The sequence below is a fragment of the Diplocloster agilis genome, assembly GCF_019042275.1.
In the GTDB taxonomy this organism is placed as follows: domain Bacteria; phylum Bacillota; class Clostridia; order Lachnospirales; family Lachnospiraceae; genus Diplocloster; species Diplocloster agilis.
The window spans coordinates 64,969-88,984 of record NZ_JAHQCW010000020.1 but is presented as its reverse complement, the minus strand read 5'-3'; the positions used below and the strand labels follow the sequence as shown (position 1 = coordinate 88,984).

The following is a 24,016-nucleotide window of genomic DNA, read 5'->3' as shown; positions in this document are numbered from 1 at the left end:
CCCCTCATGTTTTCGTTCTCAAACGTAGTACAAACAGTAGTACATTCTGCGTATCTTATGCGGCCTTGGATTCCTGGGCGCTCTCTGACGCAGGCTGCGCGTTGACTGCGGCGGCGGTCTGTGACTTGGCTTGCAGCCGTTCCATTTCCTCCTGTGCGGAATGGAACGTGGCGTGGGCGTAATAGTTCAGCGTCATAACGATATTGGAATGCCCCATAATGTACTGCAATGCCTTGGGGTTCATGCCCGCATTTGCCATTCTGGTACAGAATGTATGCCGCATGGTGTGTGGCGTCATGACCTCCGGCAGCGGTTCCGCATGGAACTTGTTGAACTTCTTGGCAAGGCCCTGAAACATGGAATCATAGTTGACAGCCGCTTTCGGCAGTCCGTCCCGATTTAAGAACAGGAATCCCTTATACCCGTCCACCACAACGCCTTTGCCGTCCTTTCGCCTGTGCAACACACGCTGAAATGCTTTGTAGGCCGCTGCGCTCATAGGCACCTGGCGATAACCGCTGTCTGTCTTTGGCGCTTCGATGTAGTAGCCGTCCTCGGTGCTTCTCAAAAGCTGGTGGTCTACATTCACAAACCGCTTGTCAAAATTCAGGTCGGCAGGCGTCAGGCCGCAGAGTTCGGAAACGCGAAGTCCGGTTTCCAGCAGAATCAATACCTCGTCATAATACTTGGCATAAACGGGGTCACTCTGCATGAAGCCCAAAAGCTCCTTTTCCTGTGCAGGGGTAAGCGGCACCTTTGGTACGGTATCGTCGTTGATAACCTCATTGATCTGGAAGTCAAAGGGATTCTTGCGGAGGCAATCGTCCTGTACGGCCATGTGAAAAATGGCTTTCAGGGAACGCTTGCCGTTGCAGATGGTATGATAGGCCACGCCCTTTTCCTGCATACGCAAGGCCCATTCTTTGGCGTCAGACAGCTTCACGCTGTCGATGCTGGCCCCTCCGATTTTATCCTCGGACAGAAGTTTCATTAACTGCTGGCGGCTCTTATGGGTTCCCCGTTTCACATTGCCCCGCTGCCGGATATACTTTTCATATAGCTGGCACACGGTCATTTTCTTACCGATGGTGTCAATCCCATCGTCAAGGTCTTTTTGTATCTGCTTGATTTTCTCACGCAGAGAAATATCCGGGCGTTTTCCGGCAGGGATTTTGTCCGTAGGGACTAACTTCCATGAGTACACAAACTTCGGTTCTCCAAAGGTATCCGTATATTTGTAGGCGTATCTTCCGTCTGTTCGCTGGCTCTCTCCAGATTTCAAAAGGCGGCCTTTGCTGTCCCGCCTTTTTTCATCTCGTTCTTTTTTTGACATTTCGTCATGCTCCTTTCCATGACGGAAAGAGCCTTGACACGCTTTAAGAGTATTATAGCATAGTCAAGGCTCTTTTTCACTAGATTGTGTCAAGAGAATCAATGATTTTTTCAAATTTTTGCCGTTTGATCTGGATGCGGTTGCCGTTCAAAATCACCCAGCCAGCGGATGGGTTTTCCTCGGCAAGCCGACGCAGTTTGTTTTCTCCAATGCGAAAATATTTCGACGCTTCCTCAATGGTAAGCGTATACTTTTCCCAAATAGGCACATCGTTATTACTCATAATATGGCCTCCTTCTGTTCAAAGCAAAGGTTCCTTGTAAATGTGGGCAAAACACGGACGGCTGGCGGCCCAGCTCCACGGGCTTTTCACCCCCGTGTGGTTCTCACACGGCCCTACCCATTGCCTGTGACGCTTTTAACGCTCGGACTGTGGCTGTAAGGGAGTATCATTGTCCTGCCTGCACGTCATCGCCCATAAGCAGCTACGCTTATTTTGCGGCTGGGTGGTTGTCGCTCCGCTGTTTTCGTAGAAACCAGCATCATGGCGCACCCGCCGTCCGGCTCGGTGTAGACAGAATGTGTCCGTATGCCCTATGACGCGCCGCCATTGTCCTGCGGGCGTATTTGTCAAGGTACATACATCAGCCACCGAGCCGGCGGAAATGCGGAAAGAGAGTAATAAGACATTTCCGTTACCGTGGCCGGGTCGTTACTTCAAGGCAACGATGATGGAATGAATGAGCTTGATTTCCAAACGGTGCTTCATATACTCGTCCACGCACACATAGGGGATGCCGTTGCTGTCATACAAGGTGCGGATGCAGAGCTTGTTTATGTAGTCCTCATAGTACCGCAGCACTTGCTCCATAGCCATTGCATCCCCAGCGTGGGCAGCTTCCATCACCGAAAGGGGAAGAAGCTCTCTGCCGTTGAATGTAGGTTCCTTCATCCGCGTTTACCTCCCTCTGGCATGAACGCCATCAATTTCATACGCAACTGTTTCAGGGTCCTTGTCCTGTGACGCTGTACGGCGCTGCGGGACATTCCCATGAGGCTGCCGATTTCTCCGTCTGCCAAATCCAGAACACAGTGCAAAATCAAAATGCTTTGTTCCTGTTCCGGCAGGCTGGCGAACGCCTCGGCTACAAGCTCGTTGTCGATCAGCAGGTCATACCCATACGACGAAAAAACGTAGCTGTCGCTGGGGTAATCATCCACGACTGAGAGCTTGTCCATTTCCTCTTGTGTCAGAGCATCCAGCGACTTTTCACGTTCGCGGCGATGCGCCATCTCCGACCAGTAGCTTTTAGCCTCATTGCGGAGTACCGCTTTGCAGAAAGCATCATAGCGGTGCCGCAGGATAAAATCATTGCGGGGGATCGTTTCCATCTTTTCACCCCCTTTCTGTGGGGGATTTCGGTGGTTTTCTCCCTTTCCGCCAAAGTTACTGTTGAAAGGCCTCCAGCTACCCGCCAAACACCACTTTTTTAAAAAAATTTTGAAAAAGTGTTTGACCGATAGAGCGGGCCGAAGGAAATAACAAAATTCGCCCGGAAGGGCATAAACCCTCCGGGCGAACAAAAAAATAGTATGATATTTTATTGCATACGCAAATTCATGGTTCCGGCCACATTTCCCACGGGCCGGGGGATGTTTTTTTTAACGGTGTTACTCCCATTTCCGTTGGTCGATATCCCGTTCTACACATGACGGCTCCCTCCTGAAACCGCCAATGGGATCAGCGTTAGGGGGAATTGCTCCCATCCAATACCTTACGAACCGCGGTGTGGTTGCTCGGGGCGATCCGGCTGATGTAATGACGGCCTGATTGCGCAACGTTCCTTTGGTTTGATGTTCCATCTTTCACTTTCTCCATTTTTTTAGAAAATAACTTCGATACAAAATCCAAGGACAACAAACAGTAAAATGCTGATAATCGTTCCAACTCTCGTCATGATCTGATACTTTGTAAACTTCTTATTTCGCACAAATGTAATCCCTCGCATTCTCAATAAATGTATCTAATATCAATTCGCAATCTGTAAACTTGTATTGTCTTGCACTTTCTATATCTTGATTTAAGAAAATAAAACCGATGCATTTATCGTAGGTTCCAAGATAATCAAAAACAGATTGTATGTATTCATTGCGAACTTCATCACTGGTGCTATGCTCCGCGATCTCTCCAAAAATAATTGGCTTATTATATGCTTCCAAATAGTCTCTTTGACCTTCATTTTCATAGAATTGCTGAAAACTCTCACGGGAATCCAATGTGTTATTCAATGTCAATCCGACATAATCAACATACTCATCACCTGGATAATATTTCGTTGTGTATTCGTCTGCCCTGTTGGGAGACCATACCCACTTAACATTGGGAGCATATTCCCTACCCAAGTTCACAATGTGAACCCAAGCGTTTACATATGCGTGAGCATCATCTGTTTGCCAACTGTACCAACCAGATTTGTAAGAGGGCCTCATTTCCATTTCATGCGCTAATCGAACAAAAAGTTCTGTATTGGCTCTGTTATCCGAAGAGAGTTTCTTAAAATATTCAATAATTAAATCATCATAATACCCGTCAGAAACCAATTTTAAGTCCCAGTCGGTAGGCTGCAAAGTGATAAACGCTATATATTTATTGTCGTCTAAACATAAAGAAATCTTGTAATCACTTGTCTGATCAAAACGATCAAACCAAGCTAAAGTATTGATGCTGTCAGCTAAAACATCAGTCTCTTCGGGGCCTTGAACATAAACGCCCAAATATCTTTGTCCCTCTGTAATAGGATAATATTCAGACTCGACAACTGAGGATTCTGTTACAATAGATTCCGTAGTTGGTTCTTCCAGTGTAGCTTGACTATTACTCGGAGCCTCAATAGACGCAATGCTGTCAGAGCCATCGGCCTTCTCGGTATCGACAGGCTGTTCGTTGCAACCAACCCATAATATAAATATAGCAGCCGCGAATATACAAATGCAATTAAGGAACTTCCACTTTATCATTGTCCTCCTCCAATTTCCGGGTGCCCCATTCCATATCGTCAGAGCAGAGCATAAGGCCTAGCAATCGGATAGGAACCATGACAACAGTTAAAACAAGGATGAATACTGGAAGCAGTAATGTATAATACCACTTCACACTTCTCATAACCTTAATATTTCGTGAACCAAAACTAATGATACAACCAAGAAGAATAAAGAGAATGATCTGCCACCATGGAGCGGTATATGCCAATGTTGGAATCGCGCAGCCAAGTATATTTAACACCTTGCAAATTATAGTATTGGCATAAACGCTAACCAGCATCATCGGACTAATCATATCTGACCAGTAAATAAAGCACATCAGCTTGGCGTTTTTTAACATCCAAGGAGTCATTCTCAGATTGTTATACTGTGAACCTTCCGACCATCTTAACTGCTGCCTGATAAATTTTTTCCATTCGGTGGGCGCATCTGTATAAATTACTGAGGTGTCTTGCATAACTGTTTTGTACCCCTTTCGGAGCGTCAGGTTTGTGAGGCTTCTGTCATCGGATACTTCTTTGTGAAATCCCATGAATGTCTCATTCATAAAGTCATACATCACATCTATCAAAATCTGAGTACGGAAAGCAATTGTCCTGCCGGGAAGGCAGCCCACTTTGCCTGTAACGCTCATTGCTTTCATCGTTCCTTCAGCTCTGATCTCTTCAAGCAAATTTGCAAACATGGTTACGAGTTTGCGGTCAGGATCAAGTATTTTCTGTCTGGTTGTAACACCGCCAATTTTTTGATCACAAGCAAAAGGCTTCAGCAACTCGGACAAAGTATCCTCTGTCCATACCGTATCACTATCCACAAGCACTGTTATATCGGAATTCGGATTAATGTGCTCCATTGCCACACGGATCCCATTTCTCTTACCGGCAACAGGTGTATAATAATGCTGAACAGGAGTAAAGCAAATTGGTAAATTCCTGTTGAAATCTACACACAGGTTTTCAAGCCCCTCGTTTTTTGGCCCATTAATGACAACTATAATCTCAGACGGATTCTGGCGTGCTATTTTCATCAGAACACTATAAAATAGATCTAATGGTTCGTCAACGACTGGGAGCAGCACCGATGTAAAATAATTTATTTCTTTATCTTCATAATCATATGGCTTATATCGAATAGCATGGAAAAATACTATTCCCCATCGAATGAAAATGAATGCGAAGAAAAACATAAAGAGGTGAAGGTTATGAGTTTTGATATAATCCTCGACCATCAAGAAAAATGTGTACATTACAATCACCGCCTCGCCGGGTCAATCTCTTCCAAAGATGTCTCTTGTATAAACCTTATACATAACTTCCGAGAGTTCACTGGAAACTCTATTAGCAACAATAACATCACATGAACGCTTAAACTCCGCAAAAGAATGTACAACCTTATAACCCATAAACTCTGCGGCATCGCCTAATAAGGGTTCATATATTACAATTTCTTGTTTTTCTTTGGAAAGCCCCTCCATAACACCCCAAACAGCACTTGAACGGAAATTGTCAGAATTAGACTTTGCCGTTAAGCGGTAAATACCAACTGTGCCAGGATGTTTATTCAGAATTCCCTTTATGACATGGCCTTTTTTGGTGTGGTTTGCCTGACACACAGCGGTAATCAAATTTTCAGGAATATCATGAAAACTTGATTTCAACTGCTTTGTATCTTTCGGGAGGCAATATCCGCCATAGCCAAAAGATGGATTGTTATAATGCTTACCAATTCGAGGATCATGACAAATTGCATCTATGATGTTCTTTGTACTTAACCCATTCATTTCTGCAAAGGTATCCAATTCGTTAAAGAACGCAACACGCATGGCTAAATAAGTATTAGCGAAAAGTTTAGCGGCTTCTGCTTCATCAAGCCCTATAATCAAGACGGGAATATCTTCTTTATTTGCGCACTCTTGCAAGATGGTTGAAAAAACCTGTGCATGGATAACCATAGCAGGGTCTGCAATATCTGTACCAACAACAATTCTGGAAGGGTACAAATTGTCGTATAGGGCTTTCGTTTCTCTTAAAAATTCAGGGGAAAATAGAATGTGGCTGGTGTTATATTTTTTTCGCACACTCCTTGTATACCCAACAGGAACCGTACTTTTGATGATCATAATGCAATGATCATTATTTGCCATACAAATTTCTATGGTGGAATCAACCGCATGAGTATCAAAGCTATTGGTTTCATCCTCATAATTAGTAGGTGTTGTAATAATTACATACTCGGCGTCTTTATATGCTATTGCCGTATCTACAGTGGCTGTCAAATTTAGTTTTCTTTCGGCAAAAAACTTTTCGAGATATACGTCCTGAACGGGAGAAATACGGGAATTAACTTTCGCAACCTTTTCTTCATCAATATCAAGCACTATTACTTCATGCTTTTGGCCTAACAGAGTGGCAAGAGATAACCCCACATAACCTGCGCCTACAACAGTAATTTGCATAGCATTCTAACCACCTTTCTATTCAAATTCATTCTCGGCTCGGATGACGTTGCAAACCGCTGCAGTGTTCCGATAGATGCTTCATCAACGTTTCTTTCGCGGCGGATGCATCCGCTTGCTGGGAAAGACCCGTCAGATAAGCCAAGGCGTCATTCCACGTTTTTAGCGAAAAGGCTTCCGAAGGAACATGTAAAAGCTCCCTGGACAGATGGAATTGCTCCCATGGGCTGAGATACCGCAAATCCGACAGATACCCACATCCGGCCTTCTGGGCCAAGCACTCCAACAATTCTACCGACCATCTTTCTTCCACTTTATTCACCTCCTGCCATTTCAAAGGGAATATCCTAACCACAAACTTTCCTTTTCTGAACGATTCAATTACCGCAGAATAATGATTCTGGGGTAATCGTTACTGCTTCTAGGAAGAAAATTATTATTTTAATCAACTAAGGGCGTTCTGACAGGCATAAAAAGCAGACCTGCGCACATATTTCGCGGTGCAGGTCTATTTTTCGTATTTATTTTGCTGTTCTATATGTAATAAATGGTTGAAAATCTGCTCTGATACACTTATAATAGAGTTAATCAGTTCTACTTGTAACTGAGCAAGGGGGCCATGGAACCACAGAATCATTATTCCGTGGTGCTATGAGATCAGATGCATCCGCTGTAAGGTTCGCTCATGTTCCCGTGTGCCCATAGCTACATAGATACGCGTGGTGTCCACGGAGGCGTGTCCTAAAATATCCGCAAGATATGCCAGATTCTTTTTGATGGCATAATAGCATTTTGCAAACAAGTGCCGCAAATTGTGGGGAAAGACCTTTTCAGGATTTACCCGCGCCGCCCGGCACAGCTTTTTCATATCATGACAGATATTGCTTCGATCTAAGGGCTTTCCGGTACGGGTGCAGAACAGATACCCCGTTCGGATGCCTTTTTCTTTGGCATAGGCGTTCAATTTCCGGCACAGCTCTTTTGTCAAGAGAATGGTGCGGATTTTGCCTTTCATGCGGATTTCCGCTTTTCCTTTGTGCAATGCCTCCACAGTCAGAAAGGAAAGCTCACTGACCCGGATTCCGGTGGTGCAAATGGCAAGCATCACATGATACAGGCGGCTGTCCTTTTTCCTTTTGGCAGCGTCTAACAAGCGGTGGTATTCCGCTTCGGTCAAATCTCGGCTGTCATCCACAAATACCGTATGCTGGATTTTCAAAAACCTCACCTTGCAGGCCGCCAGCCCCAGGTAGTCCAGATAGGAATGAATGGCGGACAGCTTGGCATTTACGGTGCGGGCATGGTGGCTCTGTTGCAGTTGCTCTCGATATTCCAGCACCTTTGCTTTTGTAGGTTCTTCCCCCTGTAAAAATGAAAGAAACCAAACCAACTCACGAACATACTTTTGTATGGTTGCGTGAGATTTTTCATGTTCGGTCAAGTAGATGCGGTACTCCCGCAAGATTTCATTGTAATTTTGTTTCATCGTGTTTTACCTCTTCTAAATTGATAGTATGAAAGTAGTATGACAGAATCTTTTATACCGTATTCTCTGCAAAGGTAAAACAAAAGAACGGGTAAGTTTAACGATGTGCTGTAGACACGGACCGTCAAGCGAACGCGTCAAACGGATTCGGCATTTGTTTATCATTTGTTGTATGGAGGCCAAGGGCCTCTTATTTTTTTGCAAATTTTTCTTTCCAAAGCGCTATTTTGCGGGTAGTTTGATGGCTTCTCAGAGTATTAGGAGTGGAGGAAAAGAAAAACAGCAAGCATAGGGAGTGTAGCCACACTCCCGGCAAACGGCTTCCCGTTTGTATCTTGGGGAAGTCCCCAAACCCCTGAATGAACGGAGGTGAACCAATGGCAAACCGAAAACGGAAATTTGTGCTGCGCGTCCCAGTGACGCCGGAGGAACGGGCGCTGATCCAACAGAAGATGGCCCAGCTTGGCACAAAGAACTTTTCTGCCTACGCCCGGAAAATGTTGATCGACGGCTATATCGTCCATATCGACACCGGCCCCGTCCGGGCGCAGACCGCAGAGCTGCAAAAAATCGGCGTCAACATCAACCAGATTGCAAGGCGTATCAACAGTACCGGGACTGTGTACGCGCAGGACTTGGAGGACATCAAGGGGGCGCTGGCACAGATATGGCAGTTACAAAGATCCATCCTATCAAGTCAACGCTGAAAAAGGCGCTGGACTACATCGAGAACCCGGACAAGACCGATGAAAAGCTGTTCGTTTCTTCCTATGGCTGTTCCTATGAAACGGCGGATATAGAATTTCAAATGCTGCTGGATCAGGCGTACCAAAAGGGAAACAATCTGGCACATCACCTGATACAAGCCTTTGAACCGGGGGAAACCACGGCGGAGCAGGCCCACGAGATCGGGCGGCAGCTTGCCGATGAAGTGCTGCAAGGCAAATACCCCTATGTGATTACCACCCACATTGACAAGGGCCACCTGCATAACCACATCATTATCTGCGCCGTGGATATGGCGAACCAGCGCAAGTACATTTCCAACCGTCAGAGCTACGCCTTTATCCGGCGCACCAGCGACCGGCTGTGCAAGGAACACGGCCTGTCTGTGGTAAAGCCCGGCAAGGACAAGGGCAAGACCTATGCCGAGTGGGACGCACAGAAAAAGGGCAAGAGCTGGAAAGCAAAACTAAAAATTGCTATCGACGCGGCCATCCCGCAGTCCAAAGATTTTGACAGCTTTTTGCAGCTCATGGAGGCGCAGGGCTATGAAGTCAAACAGGGCAAGTTTATTTCATTCCGCGCCCCCGGACAGGAACGCTTCACCCGCTGCAAGACCTTGGGGGAGGATTACACCGAGGAACGGATCACCCAGCGAATCAAGGGCATTGCCATCGACCGAGGGCCGCGCAGAAGAAGCGCCGGGGAAATCTCCCTGCGGATCGCCTTGGAGGACAGTATCAAGGCCCAGCAGTCGGCGGGCTATGCGCGGTGGGCGAAGCTGCACAACTTGAAACAGGCCGCCAACTCCTTAAACTTCATCACGGAACACCAGATTGACAGCTACGAGGACTTGGAAAGCAGGCTGGCCGAGATCAGCGCGGTGGGCGACGCGGCGGCCTCCGCCCTGAAAGACGCAGAACGCCGCCTTGGGGATATGGCGCTGCTGATAAAAAACCTCTCCGCCTACAAGCAGCTCCGGCCTGTGGTGCTGGAACTGCGAAATGTCAAAGACAAGGCCGCGTTCCAGCGGCAGCATGAAAGCCAACTGATATTGTATGAAAGGCGGCGGCAAAGGCGCTCAAAGAGGCTGGGATCACAAAGCTCCCCAACCTGTACGCCCTCAAAACCGAGTATAAAAAGCTGGACGCAGAACGGGAACGGCTGTCCGCACAATACAGCGAAGCGAAACAAAAATTGAAAGAATACGGCATTGTCAAACAGAATGTGGACAGCATTTTGCGGACAGCGCCGGGAAAGGAGCTTACGCAGGAACGATGAATATACCGAGAATGAGTTACCCCCAATACCGCAAGGCCCGCAGGCTCACCCATGAGTGCTGCAACTACTGTAACGGAAACTGCCTCCTGCTGGACGATGGGGAGGAATGTGTCTGTGTGCAGAGTATTTCCTATTCGCTGCTGTGCCGGTGGTTCAAGGTGGCCGTCCTGCCGCTGGACGCGGCCCTGTGCGCCGAAATCACCAAAGGCCGGGATGATATCAAACGCTGCACCGTCTGCGGGGCGGCCTTTACGCCCAACTCCAACCGGGCCAAATACTGCCCGGATTGTGCGGTGCAGGTACGCCGAAAGAAAGAGGCGGAACGCCAGCGGAAAAGATACCTCCTGTCTACGCATTTAGGACGGTAAAAATACACGGAAATCAAGGGCTTTTCCGCATGGACAGCAGGCAGATGGATAAAGTTATCCTGTTCCCCGCAAAACGGGGTTCTAAATGCGGGAAAATGGACAAACAAGAAATGCCGGACGCAGAGGCAATACAGCCCCGCGCCCGGCGTTTTGGATAATTGCCGATTATGTAATTGCATGATATAATACAGTAAAACAAAGCGGGAAACGGTGGAACTTGTATGAATATTGAAAACTATATTGAATCACAGTACAGAGAATTATTATCATGTAGTCAAATAAATGTGGAATACTCCGATTTATATAAATCATTTAGAAATCAAAAACTTCGGGAAATACTTATGACCTTACATCATGATCTGGTTGGACTTTTTAGAACAATGAACGAAAGGCTACCAACTGGGGAACATGAAGCACACTTTTGGGCAGAACCGAGCAGAGATTTAATTAAGAGAATCGAAATTATATTCAGCTTAGTAAGTTCACTAAAAGCAACGCCTTTAGCCTTTCAAATAGACCCATACTATTTAGAGTTACTTACACGCTGTCGAGATTTCCTTAGTTCAAGTGGAGGCAGTTCATTACCGCCCAATATGGCAAAGGTCGAATTATATTATACACTTCCTATTTTTTTACCTCTTAGTAGCATAACCATTTCACATAAGCAACAAGATTTTACATTTGATTTGAAGCTGATCGGAAGCGGTTCTTATGCTAATGTTTATAAATATAAGGACACTTTTTATAATCGGCCTTTTATTTTAAAGCGTGCAAAAAAGGAACTTACAGATAAAGAAATGGCCCGTTTCAAAAGAGAATTTGATGTAATGAATGATCTATCTTCTCCATACATACTTGAAGTTTACTGCTACAATCCAGATAAAAATGAGTATATTATGGAATATATGGATTATACACTGGACGGATATATCGCTGCTCATAACTCCACCTTAACAATTATACAGCGAAAAGGAATTGCCCAACAAATATTACGCGCTTTTGATTATCTTCATTCAAAAGGACATCTGCATCGTGATATAAGCCCTAAAAATATTATCCTGAAAGAGTACGACGATACCCTTGTAGTTAAACTTTCAGATTTTGGACTTGTAAAAATTCCTGATAGTACGCTAACAACGGTTAATACGGAGTTCAAGGGTTATTTTAATGATCCTGCACTGGTTGTCGAGGGGTTTAACACTTATGGCATAGTTCACGAAACTTATGCTCTCACCAGAGTTATTTATTTTGTAATGACAGGTAAAACTAATACTGAAAAAATTACGAATCAGAATTTACGAAATTTTGTTGAGAGAGGATTGAACCCGGATAAAACCAAAAGATTTCAAAATATTCGCGATATGATTTCAGCGTTTAAGACCATATAAAAATGCCGGACGCAAGGGCCATATAGCCCTCGCGCCCGGCGTTTTGCTTACTCGTCTGTGAAGTGGAACCGCTGCGCCGCAAAGTCGGCGTCACTCATGGCGTCCAGCTTATCGGCGGTCTGGCAGGCCAGCGCCGCCATTTCCTTGTCCATGTCCGGCAAAGCTGCCCGGAGATTTGCCGCCGTCCTGCGGCGGTCGGCGTTGTGGTACAGACAGATCAGGTTTTCTTCTTCCACGGTGAAATACATTCCTCATACCTCCATTTCTTTTGATTTTTCCCGCGCCGGGGGCTTCTTTTTCTGTTCCTCCTTGGCGGCGGCAAGCTGCGCCCGGATGGACGGTTTCTTTTGTTTCTGCGTCGTCTTTCGGGTCTGCTTGGGCTTTTTGGCCTCCGCCTTGGCTGCCTCGGCCACATCCAAAAGGGAAATCTGTTCCCCGGCTTTCGCCCTTGCTTCCAGTTCCTCCATGGACGGGGCGTTGTTCATCATGCCGTCAATCATGTTGTAGTTCTGCTCGGTGGACATTTCAGCGGTTTTGATGTGGCTGTCCTGCTGGGCCGGGATGGCAAAGGCCCTTGTGCCGTTTGCCATAATAAGATACTTGCCGTCCTCCGACTGGTGGTGGAATCCATACCCGGCAGCCTCCATCTGTTCCCGGCTCCTGTCGGTCAGATAGAAACGTCCCCTCGGCGTCTGGATTTGTTCGCCGGTCATGCACTCGTCCGGCGTGAGCTGCTTTTCCGGCTGGGAGAAGAACTCCGGCACCTGCCGGTAGTCGGCCCCCTCGTCCACATAGTAGGCCGTCTGTTCCCCGTCCTGCCGGAACACCACAATATCCCCCATAGAGAGGGAACGTCCCTTGTAATCGGCGGGATGTTCCATATTGAAGCGGCGGTAAATCTCGTCCAGTGTGGTGTCCTTATCCAGCGGCGCGGTGTAGACAAGCTGGTAATTCTTCCTGTCCACCAAAAGCCCGTCCGCCTGCAAGTCCTCATAGGAACGGTAGCGGAAGTCGCGCCCCTCCGGGCCGGGCGGCACTTGGTAGATGGAAAAGTTAGGCTGCGCCGGGGCATAGGAACCAGAGTCAATATATTCCTCCACCGTCAGCCCGGCAGTGGCGGCTTCCTGTTCCAGCTCGGTCTTGACCTGCGCCTTATAGTCCTGCAAGCTCTTATCAAAGTCGAAAAGCTGCGGCGGCTCCGGTAACGATTCTCCCTGATTGAGAAGCGGACGGCACTCTCTTACATACTCCACCAAGGCGTCCAAATAGGCGGTCTGCTCTGGCAACAGGGGATCGCCGGATCGTAAAAGGTGTTGGGCCTCCTGTTCCATACGGGAAAGGTTGCAGTGCTGTTTGAGATATGGGACAAAGGTATGCAGCAGCATATCCCGCTGGGCCTTGTCCGCTTCCCATGCCTCCGGCCCCTCATGGTGCAGCACATGGTTTTTCCAGCTTTCATCCTGTTCGTAGTATTCGTGGCATCCCCGGATATGCTGAATCAGGGAACCGTCCCCATCGCCAAAGTCCTGCCGCCCCTCGTAGTTGTCCGGCTGGCCCTGCATGGTAAAGTCAATGCGGAACCTGGTCTTGTCGTACCAGCTTCCCGTATAGCCCGGCTGTTCTCGGCCGCGGCGTTGGGCCTCGTCCAGTGACTGAAAAACAGCGTCGGCCTCATGTAATGGCATTTGCTGGCCATCTTTTAAGTGGGGGCTTTCACTCCAAAGAATCGTGACAATCGGCTCGGCTTCCGGGTCACAGGCGATGGTCTGTTCCGCCCTGGCAACGGCCATCTCACTTACAATCTGGCTTTTTACAACGTCATCCATCTTGCCGTGTTGAAGTTCATACCCCTGTTCACATAGGTGGTTGATCAGCCCTATGATTTTTTGCGGGTCGTTCACGGCGTCGGCATAGTCCATAATCAACTTCCGTTCTTCCCTTCCCAAACGTGGGGCGCTTTGTTCGGCCAGCGCGATCAGGGCGGCCGCCCGGTCAGCCGGGGATACATCCGGCATCAAGGGATTGCCGTTCAAAATACCGTCGATTCCGTTCCATGCCTGCGGCTGGGGAATGGCGTTGGCCTGCTTGGCGGCTTCCAGAAAACCGTCCAGCGCGTCGCCGGTCAGGGGTTCCATCGTCCCAGCCGGTAGCTCATGGGCAGCAAGGATTTCCTTTCCAGCTTCCATAAGGGACAGGTCGGGATTGTCAAGCTGGCCTCCGTCCAGCTCCTTGTAGTCAGGGCCATATAGCGTGTAGTCATAACCGTTTTCCGATGTCTGGATATACAGGTAATCGCCGCTTTCCAGACGGTAGGCGGCTTCCTGCGGGGCCTCGGCCTTTTCCAGTGAACCGTCCCCGGCAATGGTAAAGCCCTGTTCCTGCGCCGCCTCCTTGGTTCCCTGTGATACCTCGCCGGTGGATTTTAAATCCGCTTCAATGAGGGTTTGCAGCATGGCTTTTACGCTGTCGGTCATTTCCTGCTGTTGCTTGGGGGGCAACTTGGAAAATGCACTGCCTGGGTCTGGCTGCTCAGCGGCCTGTTCCAGCGGTGCGGTTTGCGGCTGTTCCTGCTGGGCCTGCCGTTCTTTCTGAAGCTGGGCAAGGTGGCCGTCAATGGTGGTAATCAGTTCATGGGCGGTGGCCCGGATGGTTTCAAGGGAGGCTTTCAGCTCTTTCAAGTCCTTGCCGGAACTCCAACCGGCCACATAGCCAAAGGAATAATCGGAGGTATCCAGCCCGTAGTACTGGCAAACGGCATAAGCCACGCTTTCGGCCTGCACTTCGCGGGTGCGGCTGTCGGGGCGGTCGGCCTGCTCTATGGCCAGGGCTTCCGGGGCGATGGCGTGGAGCTTGGAATGGGCGATCTCATGGATGGCCGTCTTTAGGGTCTGTAATTCGCTCATGCCCTCCTGAATGGCGATCCGCTGTTCTGCCAAGTGGTAGTAGCCGTGGGAGCCGCCGGGGATGTCCTCAAAGGACATCGGGACGGGGGAGGTCTGTTCCAGCGCCTTGAAAAATTCCTCGTACCGTTCCACGCTGCCGGTCAGTTCTTCCATGCCGATAGAGGGCAGCGGCTCGCCCTCGGTCTGGCTTACATCAAAGACGGACACGATTTTGAAGGCCGGAACTTGGATTTCCTGTACCTCGGTGACTGGCTTTCCATCCTGGCCTATCACCACCTTGCCCTGGGCGTCCAGCTTCGGCACTTCCTTCTTTGCTTTGAACGGGGCCGGGGCCAGGATCTTGATGGCTTTTTCGCCTTTCTTCACATTGCGGTGAAACTCGTCCCGCCACTTATTGTAGCCCGCTACCAGCTGGCCCCCCTGCATAGCAATCAAGAGGGTGTTATTGAAGCTGTAACTGTGGAACTTCGCTATGGAGGTGAGATAGGCTTTGTAGCGTTCACTCTCAAACAGCTCCTGTATGCCGATTTCCATCCGGTCGGTGATTTCTTTCATACGGTCGGTACTGTTCTGGCTGTTTAATAGAATGGGGGTGACAGGCTGCGGGGCCTTTGCGGGAGCTGCCGTCTCCGGCTGCACCTTGCTTTCCTCCCGCATAATTTCCGGCGCAGGATAGGCCATCACCCGGTATTCTTCCGGCACTGGCTGGCCCTCATGGACGCGCTGCCATTTGTCCCCGGTTCGCAGAAGATACCCGTACTCGGTGAATGTGCCTTGTTCCCCCTGGGCAATAAACTGGCCCAGCCGTTCCGTGTCAATGGCCGGTTTCCATTCATCGGGAATCACCATCAGGCCCGAATGATTCAGGTAGTAATCCCCTAAGGTGCGGTAGTCTTTGGCGTCAATGAGAACAAAGCAATCGGTATTTTCGGAATAGTCGATGACCTGCCCGATGGTCTGAAATTTCTCCAGGGACTGCATGACGGCGTTTAACTGCGACCGTTCCACAGCATCCAACTTTTGAAGCTGCACGGCAAGGAAGTTCAGTTCGTCCACACTGGCGGATTGTATCAAGTCCTCCGGCAGTTCCAGCGGATGCCCCTCCGGGGCAGAAACACCGGCAATGAAACAATCCTGCTGGTTGTCGGCGGTGATATGGATTTCGTTTAAGGCGGCCTGCACCTGTTCGGCGGTCGTTGGCAGGGAAAGCCAGCAGCCATGTGGTTCGTCGGATTGTGCTTCGGCGTGGTTATCAAGAAAAATGGAACATACTTCGTTCACGGAGGCTCTCCGTTCCGGGGTGGTGTTGAACGTTGGCGGCTGCATGGGTTCCTCCTGTGTGGGAAGCTCTGCGGCTTTTGCCGGTTCCTCCCCTTCGATGGTGTAGCCGGGGAGCAGACAGCCGTTGACCTTGAAATAGTCGGCGTATTCCTTAGGGATAGCCGGGGAAATTTCCGTAAAGTAATGGGCGTGTGCCTTGATACGGCCATTCAGGTACTTGTCCAGTGCTTCCCGGCTGGCAAAGACTTTCCGATCCTGTCCGGCAATCTTGGCCTGCCGGTAGCTGCCCGGCGCGTTGGTGCGCAGGCTCCAGCTTAATGTCCAGGAGTAAGGGACGGAGGTTTGGGCGGCGCTGTCGTACCGGGTGTTCTCTGAAATGGAGTAATACATCTGGTAAACCATGTTGCTGCGGATATGCCGGTAGTTGTCCGGCTGCTCCCACTGGTTGGAAGTGTGCGTGACGGGAAGCGTCCGGGCATATTCCAGGACTTTGTCCAGAAACAGGGTTCTTCCGGCCTGTTTCTCCCATGCGGCGGCCTGCGCTTTCAAACGGTCAAACACTTCCTGTTCTGCGGCGGCGCTTTCCGCCCGCAGAGAAAGAAGCTCCGCAAGGGGCAACTTTACCGCTTCGGAGAGATCGGCCTTGCCGCTTTCAAAGTAAATCCGGCGCTCGATCCGCATCGTGCTGGCCGGTTCTAAATCGTCATGGTCATAAGAGCTATAAGACATTTGGTGTCACATCCTTCCTAAAAAATGGCATAAGAAAAGCAGGAAACCGTTTCAAAGATTTCCTGCTGGGTTGTGCCGCCGGTGGGCGGCTGGTATTTAGTTGTGAATAAGAGGGGCCTACACGGCCTTTGTTTTATTTAACCTTCCAAATATGCCGCCAATATTTCAAACTTAATAGAATCGCGCAGATTGCAGTAATCACATCTGCCAGAAGATACGTCACTCCAACCTGCTCCAAAGGAATGATGCGCGGCAAAAAGAAAACAGAGAAAATCATGGAAAGACCAAGTATAATCTGCAATGCTTCAAGCCTATGCTTTTTCCCCATATCCTTTGATGTGATAAACAGCAATACAAGACCAACCGCCAAAATGGCTAACCAATAGTACGGGAAGTCTGTACCATACAGACCGGAAGAATAGCCGTCCCAGCCAGCATTCATCAGTATGACAGCCCCCCACCTGCCAAAAAGCATCTTGGCATTTCGCTGCTTAGTACTTAATTTTTGTTCCTGCGTCTCTTGTTCCTCGGCATAGGTTTGAGGATCAACCAATTCAGAAATGCTCATTTCAAAGAGAGAAGCCAGTTCCGATAAGTTTTTAGATGTCGGTTCACTGGTTCCTGCTTCCCACTTTGCAACAGCTTGACGGCTGATGCCCAACTGATCGGCAACATACTCTTGGGACATTTTTAGTTGTGTACGCCTGGCTTTAATGTTTTCGCTCAGTGCCATGTTCACGCCCTCCTTTCAGATTTCATCATACATCAACATTCCGGTTGCAGGCTACCAACTAAAACGCAACCGTAGGTTGCAAGAGCCAGGCCATACAGAAATTTAAGAATCCGGCAGCTCACTCAGCATGTTTATGGTGCGGTAAATTTCTCCGCAGGCAGGGCACTTCCAGTCCAGATTACTCTTTTTCGCTTTCTTATGAAGATGCTCTAATTCCGCTTGGTGGCATTTGGGGCATATGGTTGGAAGCTCTGCCCATAACCGTTTCAGCAAACGGACTTCGTTCTCCCGGCTGTTCGTATACATTGTTCCTCCTGGTCTAAGCCGTTCTTAAAATCAAACAGATCGACTACCTTTATGTGTCATATTCAATGAGATATATTTGATTGGAGCTTTGATCATAAATTGCAAAGGTAAAATTAAAGGAAAAACGTTGGAACAACTCGGAATCATCATATGGATTCCTACTTTCCGAATGGCGGTCATAAAAATAATAGTATCCGTCCTGTATTTCCGGTATAGATACTTCATCATCGTATGGCTGGTATAGGAAAGTATCTAAGTTTTCGGGAAGTGGAAGTGTATGCCAGGTTTCACTTTCTTCCATTTGTTCACCGATGGAATCATCGGGATACTGTACCACTGTGTAGGAAACACCATCTCCATGAAATCCACCATGCGTATCCTTGTGGGAAACAACTTTCCCTATCGTTAAGTCAATCCCGCATTGTCTGGACAGTGCTGCCAGATTATTTTCCCGGCTACATAGAACAAAGGTCAGTGAAAACAAAAGCAATGCGATTGCGCTAAAAATAAGTATCCATTTTTTCATAACCATTCGCCTACCTTTTCGTTGTCATATTTCCAAAGCCAGCCAGTGCCGCTCCCATCAAAAGGCCCAGCGGGAGGTCCTTCAACAAAATTCCAAAAATCAGGCCAAGCCCCATCCCAATCGCAGCCATACCATTCAAACGTGATTTTTTATCCGGTTGTTTCATCGGTTCCTCTTTTGCATGACATACTCCTTGCGCATATTATAGCAGGGATACCCGATGTTGAAAAGCAAATCTGAATCCATTGCGCACAAACGGGGGTTCATGAGACAGGGGGATTGAAGCCTTCCCAAAGTGAAAATTCCCGCCCGGCAGAATGGCCGGGACAGGGAGTTTACCGGGAGTGTGGCTACACTCCCTATGCTTGCTGTTTTTTAGTTTTTGCCCCTCTGTTCCACGCGGTAGTTCACATACTTGCCGCCGGTATCGGCCAAAAGCACCGTGCCGTCGTAGGTCTTGCCGGTTTTCAGAGAGAGCAGTCCCTTTACCTTTGCCTTTCCGTCTCCCAGCAGAGCGGCGGCGATTTTCGAGGTGAACGCTTTGCCCCGTTCCTCAAAAAATCGGTCATTCTTCCACATGACAAACTGGCAGGCCCGGTTTCCGCAGGAATAGTTTTTCTTGCCCTCGTAGACGCTCTCCCCACAACGGGGGCATTTGCCGATAGCCACACGCTCATCCTGAAACAACTTCTGTGCGTCCTCGCTGATCTGCGAATAGCCCACAATCAGGCTCCTTGTCATTTCTGCAATGTCATGCATGAAGTCCTCCGGGTCGGCCTGACCTTTGGCAATGGCCGTCAGCTTCGTTTCCCATTCAGACGTAAGCTGGGGAGAGGTCAGCACATCCGGAAGGACGCAGGCAAGGTTATGGCCGTCCCTGGTGGGAAGAAGCTGCTTGCCTTTTCGTTCCACAAAGCCCATCTGCACCAGCTTTTCCAGAATGGAGGCGCGGGTGGCCGGGGTTCCCAAACCTTGGCGTTCGGCGTCCTCCGGCATATCCTTGGCCCCGGCCCGTTCCATAGCCGAAAGTAGCGTGTCCTCGGTGTAGGGCTTCGGGGGCGCGGTGTAATGCTCGGTGATGCTGGCCTCCGCCTTGTCAAAGGTCTGGCCCTCGGTGATCTCAGGCAGTACCCGCGCCAGCTCCGGCGCGTTCTCGTTGGCATCGGCCTTAAAGCAAGTACGGAAACGGAGGTCAATCTCTTTCCAGCCCGGCGTCAGGATGGTTTTGCCCTTGGCGGTAAACTCTTTCCCGGCACAGGTGAAAGTGGCGGTGACGGCCTCAAACACATGAGGCGCGGCCACGGCGCACAGGAGCTTGCAGCACACAAGGGAGAGAAGTTTTTTCTCCCCCTCGGTCAGCCCGTCAAAGCCTTTCTGCACAAACTCCATCGTGGGGATGATGGCGTGGTGGTCGCTCACCTTTTTGCTGTTCAGCACCCGGCCCAACTGCGGGGAGAGGTCAAGCCCCTTTGCAAAGGGGAGCAACGGCCAGAGGCCGGACACAAGGCTTTCCGCTGTGGGCTGCATATCGTCGGTAAGGTGCTGGCTGTCTGTTCTCGGATAGGTCAGCCGCTTCTTTTCATAAAGCTGCTGGGCATAGTCTAGGGTCTGCTTGGCGGTAAAGCCAAAGAGCCGGTTAGCCTCCCGCTGCAAGGTGGTAAGGTCATAGAGGCGGGGCGGTTTCTCCGTTTTTTGCTCCCGCTTGACGGAAACACAAACAGCCTGTGCCCCAGCGCAAGCCGCCTTAGCCGCCTCCGCATCGTCAGGACTTGTAAAGCGGTCGCTGGCCGCCTCCATGCCGCCCGCCGCGATATGGACAACGTGGTATTTCTCTTTCTTGAAATTGCCGATTTGGCTTTCCCGGTCAACCAGCATTTTGAGGGTGGGTGTCTGCACCCGGCCCACGGTCAGGGTCTTGTGGTAGAGGATGGAGAAAAGCCGTGTGGCGTTGATCCCCACCAGCCAATCCGCCTGCGCCCGGCAAAGAGCCGACTGATACAGGCTGTCGTAGTCTGCCCCCGGTTTTAGATGGGCAAAGCCGTCCTTGATGGCCCCGTCCTCCATGCTGGAAATCCAAAGACGTTTGAACGGCTTTTTGCAGCCCGCCATCTGGTAGACGAAACGGAAAATGAGTTCTCCCTCTCGCCCGGCGTCTGTGGCGCACACAAGGCTCTCCACGTCGGTGCGCTCTATCAGGGAACGTAAGATTTCAAACTGCTTTTTCTTCTCGTCCGGGATGATGTACTGCCACTGCTGCGGGATAATCGGCAGGTCGTCATAGCGCCATTTTTTGAACCGCTCGTCATAGGCCCCGGCGTCGGCAAGGGAAACCAGGTGGCCGATACACCAGCTCACCAGATAGCCGTTTCCCTCTAAGTAGCCGTCCTGTTTTTTCTCCGCTCCAATCACTGCCGCAATGCTGCGGGCCACGCTCGGTTTCTCTGCAATCACTAACTGAATACTCATTCCTCATCCTCCTTGTTTGGTTCAGGTGCTTCTTTCTCGATCAACCAATCTTCCCCCGGCTCTTGGGTGTCATCTGGCTCCGGGGCTTCTTCCTCGTCGTCCTCGTCCTCCCCAAAGTCGTACTCGTCCAGATCGTCGCCGCCCTTGATGTCCGCTTTTGGCTTGCGGAACTTGAAGAAGTAAAGAGCCGCGCCGCCGCCTGCCAGAACGACCGCCAGGAACACCACAAGGCCGCCTATGCCGTTTGGCTTTTCCTCCTGCGGCTTGGCTTCCTCCGGCTTGTGTTCTTCCGGCTCCGGCCCGGTGCAGGCGTTCATGTTGTTTTTACACACCGGGCAATTCGTATTGACAGCCCCGGCCTCACACTTGGTTGTGCAGGTACAGTGTTCCGGCTTGGTCTCGCCGTCCTTCAACAGTGCTTGCAGGTCGGCATCGTCCACTTGGTTTAAGAAATGCACCGCCGTTTCCTTGTCCTCGTTGGCCCGGTCGATCAAGATATAGAAGTAATTCCCGGCCTTGGTGGTGACGGTGATCAACTGCTTATCCCCGAAAAAATCATCCACCAGCGCCGCATTGCCCTTGGGTGTGACGGGTACGTCCTCCGGCTCCATCTCGATCCCCCCGGTGGTGGGTTTTTCCGTTTCCTCCGGCAATGGCTGCGGGTGAGGGTCAACACCTCCGGCGTAGGCGGTGACGGAAACAGCCGCCATGCAAAGCACAGCGGCCAGTGTTGCGGTGAACATGCGAATGGCTTTATTCTTCATCGGCGGTTTCCTCCTGTTCGTCCTGCTCAAAATCCGGCTGCGGGGCTGGGGGTGCCTGCAACGCGCCATCCCGGACAAAGGCGGCAAATTCCTGGGGCGTCATGTGCAGGTCCCGCACAAGCTGGACAATCTGCAAGTTTTCCTGTTCCGTCTTGGCCGCTTCCAGATCCCGAAGCTGCTTTTGCAGCGCCGCGATCTTGTCCTTGGTTTTCTCAATGTCCTTTTCAATGCGTTCCAATTTGTTCATTGCCATAGTCAAACACTCCTTTCTGGCGTTTAAGGTAAACGCCCGTAACAATAAAAATGCTGTTGCCAGTAGCTTGAATTTAGGTTCGTGTAACTGATTGGATCGCCGCAGTGCAGCATCACCGAATTGCCCACATACAGCCCCACATGGGACATCCCGGCGGTGTCGTAGGTGCCGACGAAAAATACCAGGTCGCCGGGCCTTGCCTGTTCCGGTGAAACGGGGGTGCAGAGACTGTAAAGCCCCTGCGCCGTCTGCCGTCCCACATTCCAGCCGGAATGATTGACCACCCAGCTAATAAAGCCGGAACAATCAAAGCTGGTGCTGGGGGAGCTGCCGCCCCAGACATAGGGAAAGCCAACATACTTTTCCGCCTCCGCGATCATGGCCGCAAAGGCTTCATCCTTTAGCGCCTCCGGTGGGATTTCATAGTAGGTCGGCTCTTTAATGGTGGAGGCATTGGGATAGCTGCCGCTTGGAAAGAGGTCTGGCCGGTTGCCCAGCGTCTGTATATAGGCGGCGTACAGGCTTAATGCTTCCTCGTCCATGAGGGAGACGGGCAGGTGGGATAAATCCCTGTTTTCCAGCGTCACGTTGCAGATGTAATAGGTGTAGGGAACTTCTTCCTCGTACTCGTTCCCCTCGCTGTCCGTACTCGTTTCGGTGCGGTAGCGGATTTCCGTCTCAACCGTCTGGGTCAGGATATATTGCTGCTCAAAGAGCATGGCAAGGTCGCCCTGTACTTCCTCCAAGGTGAACACGCCGTTATGCAGCGCGGAGAGGATAGAGGTCAGTACATAGGGGTCATGGCCGATCTCGTCCAGCTCAAAACGGTACTCGTCGTAGCCGGGATGCAGGGTTTCGTAGTGGTCCAATTCGTACTGTAAATCAGCTTCCATCCCGGCGTAGGCAGCCTCGGCTCCCAGCATATCGCTGTCCTCCGAGAGATAGGAGGTGGCCGCAAGTCCCGTCCCGGCACTGCCAAACATGGCGGTGCAGGATTGCAGGCCCCCCATCAGAAACAGGAGCATGAGGCCCACGCCGCCAATCAGCAGCGCCCCTTTCCAGTGACGGGCCACAAGGGACGCGGCCTGTTTACCTTTCTCTGCGGCTTTCCTGGCGGCTGATGCGGTGGTCTTGGCACTGCCTGCCGCGCCCCGGCCCGCCGCCCGTGCGGCCTTGGCGTATTCCCGTTTGATGTGCTGTTTCTGCCAGAGGCGGGAAATGGGATTCGTGACCGCCTGCGCCAGTTCCGGGTTGTCCCGCAGGGATTTTTGATACACAAACTCGGCATTGGCGGCCATGGATTTTCGTTCCGCCTTGGCTGCGGCCCGGTAGGGTTTCAGCTTATTCCGCCGTCTGGCGTTTCTCAGGGCCTTGCCCGCTTGGCGCTCGGCCAGTTCTTCCGCCTTATGGCCGCTCTCCACACCCACATTTTCCTGCTCCACCTCATGGATTTTTCCGTGGAGGTATAGCCCCGCCTCCTGCACCGGGCGGCTGGCCGGATTGGGTTTGAGCTTTGGCGGATGTTTCTCCACTTTCTCAAAGTGAAGTTTGCTTCTGGCCTTTCCCTTGGCTTCGTTGTAGACGGTTTCCTTGGTAATCACGCGCCTGTTCGGGAGGGCGCTTTTTGCTGTATCCAGCCGGTCGGCCCGTTTCTCCGCCTGTTTGATATACGGGGCCAGTTCCGGGGAGGCCCGTTCCTCGGCGGTAAATTGCAGTCGGGAGGCCGGGCCGCTGGCTTCCTTTGCCATACGCTCTCCATGCCGGGCCGCCTGCTTTGCCTTATGCCGGTCGCGGATGTCCACAGCCCGTTCCAGCGCCTTTTCCGCTGTACCATCCGGCTTGGCCGTGTATTCCGGTTCGGCCTCCCGGCTGGAAATGTTCATGCTCTCGCCGGTGGTCTGGTTGTCCAGTGTAAGCCCAGCGCGGGTCATGCGCTGCGTCACCTTATCACGGGGTTTTAAGGGCTTCATGGTGCGCCA

22 protein-coding genes and 1 pseudogene are annotated in these 24,016 nt (G+C 50.4%); 4 read left to right on the top strand and 19 right to left on the bottom strand.

The genetic code is table 11. From position 1 onward, the window contains the following. Positions 1–55 precede the first annotated feature (55 nt). The 9 genes from KTH89_RS12930 to KTH89_RS12890 form a co-directional block, all read right to left on the bottom strand. Positions 56–1,333: a site-specific integrase gene (locus KTH89_RS12930; protein WP_002566647.1), complete on the bottom strand. Its 1,278-nt coding sequence runs from the start codon at positions 1,331–1,333 to the stop codon at positions 56–58. 79 nt (positions 1,334–1,412) lie between these two features. Further along, the gene (locus KTH89_RS12925; protein ID WP_002566648.1) at positions 1,413–1,616 is read right to left on the bottom strand and encodes an excisionase; all 204 of its coding nucleotides are present in this window, start codon (positions 1,614–1,616) and stop codon (positions 1,413–1,415) included. Positions 1,617–2,045: 429 nt separating this feature from the next. Next, the gene (locus KTH89_RS12920) at positions 2,046–2,285 is read right to left on the bottom strand and encodes a helix-turn-helix domain-containing protein (RefSeq protein WP_002566649.1); all 240 of its coding nucleotides are present in this window, start codon (positions 2,283–2,285) and stop codon (positions 2,046–2,048) included. Further along, positions 2,282–2,725: an RNA polymerase sigma factor gene (locus KTH89_RS12915; RefSeq protein WP_002566650.1), complete on the bottom strand. Its 444-nt coding sequence runs from the start codon at positions 2,723–2,725 to the stop codon at positions 2,282–2,284. Before KTH89_RS12915 ends, KTH89_RS12920 begins: the two co-directional genes overlap by 4 nt. 588 nt (positions 2,726–3,313) lie before the next feature. Further along, a complete protein-coding gene (locus KTH89_RS12910) occupies positions 3,314–4,351 on the bottom strand; it encodes a glycosyl hydrolase (RefSeq protein WP_002566652.1) in 1,038 nt (345 codons plus the stop codon). Beyond that, complete coding sequence (locus KTH89_RS12905) at positions 4,329–5,621, bottom strand: glycosyltransferase family 2 protein (protein ID WP_002566653.1); 1,293 nt, start codon at positions 5,619–5,621, stop codon at positions 4,329–4,331. Before KTH89_RS12905 ends, KTH89_RS12910 begins: the two co-directional genes overlap by 23 nt. 21 nt (positions 5,622–5,642) lie before the next feature. Beyond that, the gene (locus tag KTH89_RS12900) at positions 5,643–6,830 is read right to left on the bottom strand and encodes a nucleotide sugar dehydrogenase (protein WP_002566654.1); all 1,188 of its coding nucleotides are present in this window, start codon (positions 6,828–6,830) and stop codon (positions 5,643–5,645) included. A 28-nt stretch (positions 6,831–6,858) separates the two neighbouring features. Beyond that, entirely contained in the window at positions 6,859–7,143 is a 285-nt protein-coding gene (locus tag KTH89_RS12895) for a hypothetical protein (protein ID WP_018595755.1), read from the bottom strand. Positions 7,144–7,479: 336 nt separating this feature from the next. Beyond that, a complete protein-coding gene (locus tag KTH89_RS12890; RefSeq protein ID WP_002573990.1) occupies positions 7,480–8,316 on the bottom strand; it encodes a tyrosine-type recombinase/integrase in 837 nt (278 codons plus the stop codon). Positions 8,317–8,693: 377 nt separating this feature from the next. On the opposite strand from KTH89_RS12890, the gene KTH89_RS12885 reads away from it, so the two are divergent. The 4 genes and pseudogenes from KTH89_RS12885 to KTH89_RS12870 all read left to right on the top strand — a co-directional run bounded on the left by KTH89_RS12885 (position 8,694) and on the right by KTH89_RS12870 (position 12,076). Beyond that, positions 8,694–9,023, top strand: a complete 330-nt coding sequence (locus KTH89_RS12885) for a plasmid mobilization protein (RefSeq protein ID WP_002566656.1) — start codon at positions 8,694–8,696, stop codon at positions 9,021–9,023. After that, positions 8,984–10,320: pseudogene (locus KTH89_RS12880) on the top strand (relaxase/mobilization nuclease domain-containing protein). Before KTH89_RS12885 ends, KTH89_RS12880 begins: the two are co-directional and overlap by 40 nt. Further along, positions 10,317–10,688: a cysteine-rich VLP domain-containing protein gene (locus KTH89_RS12875; protein ID WP_002566658.1), complete on the top strand. Its 372-nt coding sequence runs from the start codon at positions 10,317–10,319 to the stop codon at positions 10,686–10,688. The pseudogene KTH89_RS12880 and the gene KTH89_RS12875 overlap by 4 nt, the downstream one beginning before the upstream one ends. A 221-nt stretch (positions 10,689–10,909) precedes the next feature. Further along, a complete protein-coding gene (locus KTH89_RS12870; protein ID WP_238721978.1) occupies positions 10,910–12,076 on the top strand; it encodes a protein kinase family protein in 1,167 nt (388 codons plus the stop codon). Between the two features lie 47 nt (positions 12,077–12,123). Here the strand turns inward: KTH89_RS12870 and KTH89_RS12865 are convergent, their stop codons facing one another. The 10 genes from KTH89_RS12865 to KTH89_RS12820 form a co-directional block, all read right to left on the bottom strand. Beyond that, entirely contained in the window at positions 12,124–12,324 is a 201-nt protein-coding gene (locus KTH89_RS12865) for a transposon-transfer assisting family protein (protein ID WP_003509281.1), read from the bottom strand. A gap of 3 nt (positions 12,325–12,327) precedes the next feature. After that, a complete protein-coding gene (locus KTH89_RS12860; protein ID WP_238721977.1) occupies positions 12,328–16,989 on the bottom strand; it encodes an LPD25 domain-containing protein in 4,662 nt (1,553 codons plus the stop codon). Positions 16,990–17,122: 133 nt separating this feature from the next. Next, positions 17,123–17,722 (bottom strand): helix-turn-helix domain-containing protein, encoded by a 600-nt coding sequence (locus tag KTH89_RS12855; RefSeq protein ID WP_002566662.1) that lies wholly within the window; start codon positions 17,720–17,722, stop codon positions 17,123–17,125. 102 nt (positions 17,723–17,824) lie between these two features. Next, complete coding sequence (locus KTH89_RS12850; protein WP_002566663.1) at positions 17,825–18,028, bottom strand: hypothetical protein; 204 nt, start codon at positions 18,026–18,028, stop codon at positions 17,825–17,827. A gap of 49 nt (positions 18,029–18,077) precedes the next feature. After that, entirely contained in the window at positions 18,078–18,554 is a 477-nt protein-coding gene (locus KTH89_RS12845) for a hypothetical protein (protein ID WP_002566664.1), read from the bottom strand. Between the two features lie 10 nt (positions 18,555–18,564). Next, positions 18,565–18,720, bottom strand: a complete 156-nt coding sequence (locus KTH89_RS12840) for a hypothetical protein (protein ID WP_002566665.1) — start codon at positions 18,718–18,720, stop codon at positions 18,565–18,567. A 209-nt stretch (positions 18,721–18,929) separates the two neighbouring features. Continuing rightward, positions 18,930–21,020: a DNA topoisomerase 3 gene (locus KTH89_RS12835; protein ID WP_002566666.1), complete on the bottom strand. Its 2,091-nt coding sequence runs from the start codon at positions 21,018–21,020 to the stop codon at positions 18,930–18,932. Continuing rightward, complete coding sequence (locus KTH89_RS12830) at positions 21,017–21,784, bottom strand: DUF4366 domain-containing protein (protein ID WP_002566667.1); 768 nt, start codon at positions 21,782–21,784, stop codon at positions 21,017–21,019. The genes KTH89_RS12835 and KTH89_RS12830 overlap by 4 nt, the downstream gene beginning before the upstream one ends. After that, complete coding sequence (locus KTH89_RS12825; RefSeq protein WP_002566668.1) at positions 21,774–22,037, bottom strand: DUF4315 family protein; 264 nt, start codon at positions 22,035–22,037, stop codon at positions 21,774–21,776. The genes KTH89_RS12830 and KTH89_RS12825 overlap by 11 nt, the downstream gene beginning before the upstream one ends. A 23-nt stretch (positions 22,038–22,060) precedes the next feature. Then, positions 22,061–24,007 carry a C40 family peptidase gene (locus KTH89_RS12820; protein WP_238721976.1) on the bottom strand — a complete coding sequence of 649 codons (1,947 nt, stop codon included), beginning with the start codon at positions 24,005–24,007 and terminating at the stop codon, positions 22,061–22,063. Positions 24,008–24,016 lie beyond the last annotated feature (9 nt).

What these genes read in the sequence shown, in the direction of transcription:
- KTH89_RS12875 (WP_002566658.1), top strand. Translation starts at nt 10,317, where the DNA reads ATGAATATACCGAGAATGAGTTACCCCCAATACCGCAAGGCCCGCAGG.
- KTH89_RS12885 (WP_002566656.1), top strand. Translation starts at nt 8,694, where the DNA reads ATGGCAAACCGAAAACGGAAATTTGTGCTGCGCGTCCCAGTGACGCCG.
- KTH89_RS12920 (WP_002566649.1), bottom strand. Translation starts at nt 2,285, where the DNA reads ATGAAGGAACCTACATTCAACGGCAGAGAGCTTCTTCCCCTTTCGGTG.
- KTH89_RS12855 (WP_002566662.1), bottom strand. Translation starts at nt 17,722, where the DNA reads ATGGCACTGAGCGAAAACATTAAAGCCAGGCGTACACAACTAAAAATG.
- KTH89_RS12845 (WP_002566664.1), bottom strand. Translation starts at nt 18,554, where the DNA reads ATGAAAAAATGGATACTTATTTTTAGCGCAATCGCATTGCTTTTGTTT.
- KTH89_RS12835 (WP_002566666.1), bottom strand. Translation starts at nt 21,020, where the DNA reads ATGAGTATTCAGTTAGTGATTGCAGAGAAACCGAGCGTGGCCCGCAGC.
- KTH89_RS12820 (WP_238721976.1), bottom strand. Translation starts at nt 24,007, where the DNA reads ATGAAGCCCTTAAAACCCCGTGATAAGGTGACGCAGCGCATGACCCGC.
- KTH89_RS12830 (WP_002566667.1), bottom strand. Translation starts at nt 21,784, where the DNA reads ATGAAGAATAAAGCCATTCGCATGTTCACCGCAACACTGGCCGCTGTG.
- KTH89_RS12910 (WP_002566652.1), bottom strand. Translation starts at nt 4,351, where the DNA reads ATGATAAAGTGGAAGTTCCTTAATTGCATTTGTATATTCGCGGCTGCT.
- KTH89_RS12930 (WP_002566647.1), bottom strand. Translation starts at nt 1,333, where the DNA reads ATGTCAAAAAAAGAACGAGATGAAAAAAGGCGGGACAGCAAAGGCCGC.
- KTH89_RS12825 (WP_002566668.1), bottom strand. Translation starts at nt 22,037, where the DNA reads ATGGCAATGAACAAATTGGAACGCATTGAAAAGGACATTGAGAAAACC.
- KTH89_RS12915 (WP_002566650.1), bottom strand. Translation starts at nt 2,725, where the DNA reads ATGGAAACGATCCCCCGCAATGATTTTATCCTGCGGCACCGCTATGAT.
- KTH89_RS12900 (WP_002566654.1), bottom strand. Translation starts at nt 6,830, where the DNA reads ATGCAAATTACTGTTGTAGGCGCAGGTTATGTGGGGTTATCTCTTGCC.
- KTH89_RS12840 (WP_002566665.1), bottom strand. Translation starts at nt 18,720, where the DNA reads ATGAAACAACCGGATAAAAAATCACGTTTGAATGGTATGGCTGCGATT.
- KTH89_RS12905 (WP_002566653.1), bottom strand. Translation starts at nt 5,621, where the DNA reads ATGTACACATTTTTCTTGATGGTCGAGGATTATATCAAAACTCATAAC.
- KTH89_RS12890 (WP_002573990.1), bottom strand. Translation starts at nt 8,316, where the DNA reads ATGAAACAAAATTACAATGAAATCTTGCGGGAGTACCGCATCTACTTG.
- KTH89_RS12870 (WP_238721978.1), top strand. Translation starts at nt 10,910, where the DNA reads ATGAATATTGAAAACTATATTGAATCACAGTACAGAGAATTATTATCA.
- KTH89_RS12850 (WP_002566663.1), bottom strand. Translation starts at nt 18,028, where the DNA reads ATGTATACGAACAGCCGGGAGAACGAAGTCCGTTTGCTGAAACGGTTA.
- KTH89_RS12860 (WP_238721977.1), bottom strand. Translation starts at nt 16,989, where the DNA reads ATGTCTTATAGCTCTTATGACCATGACGATTTAGAACCGGCCAGCACG.
- KTH89_RS12865 (WP_003509281.1), bottom strand. Translation starts at nt 12,324, where the DNA reads ATGTATTTCACCGTGGAAGAAGAAAACCTGATCTGTCTGTACCACAAC.
- KTH89_RS12925 (WP_002566648.1), bottom strand. Translation starts at nt 1,616, where the DNA reads ATGAGTAATAACGATGTGCCTATTTGGGAAAAGTATACGCTTACCATT.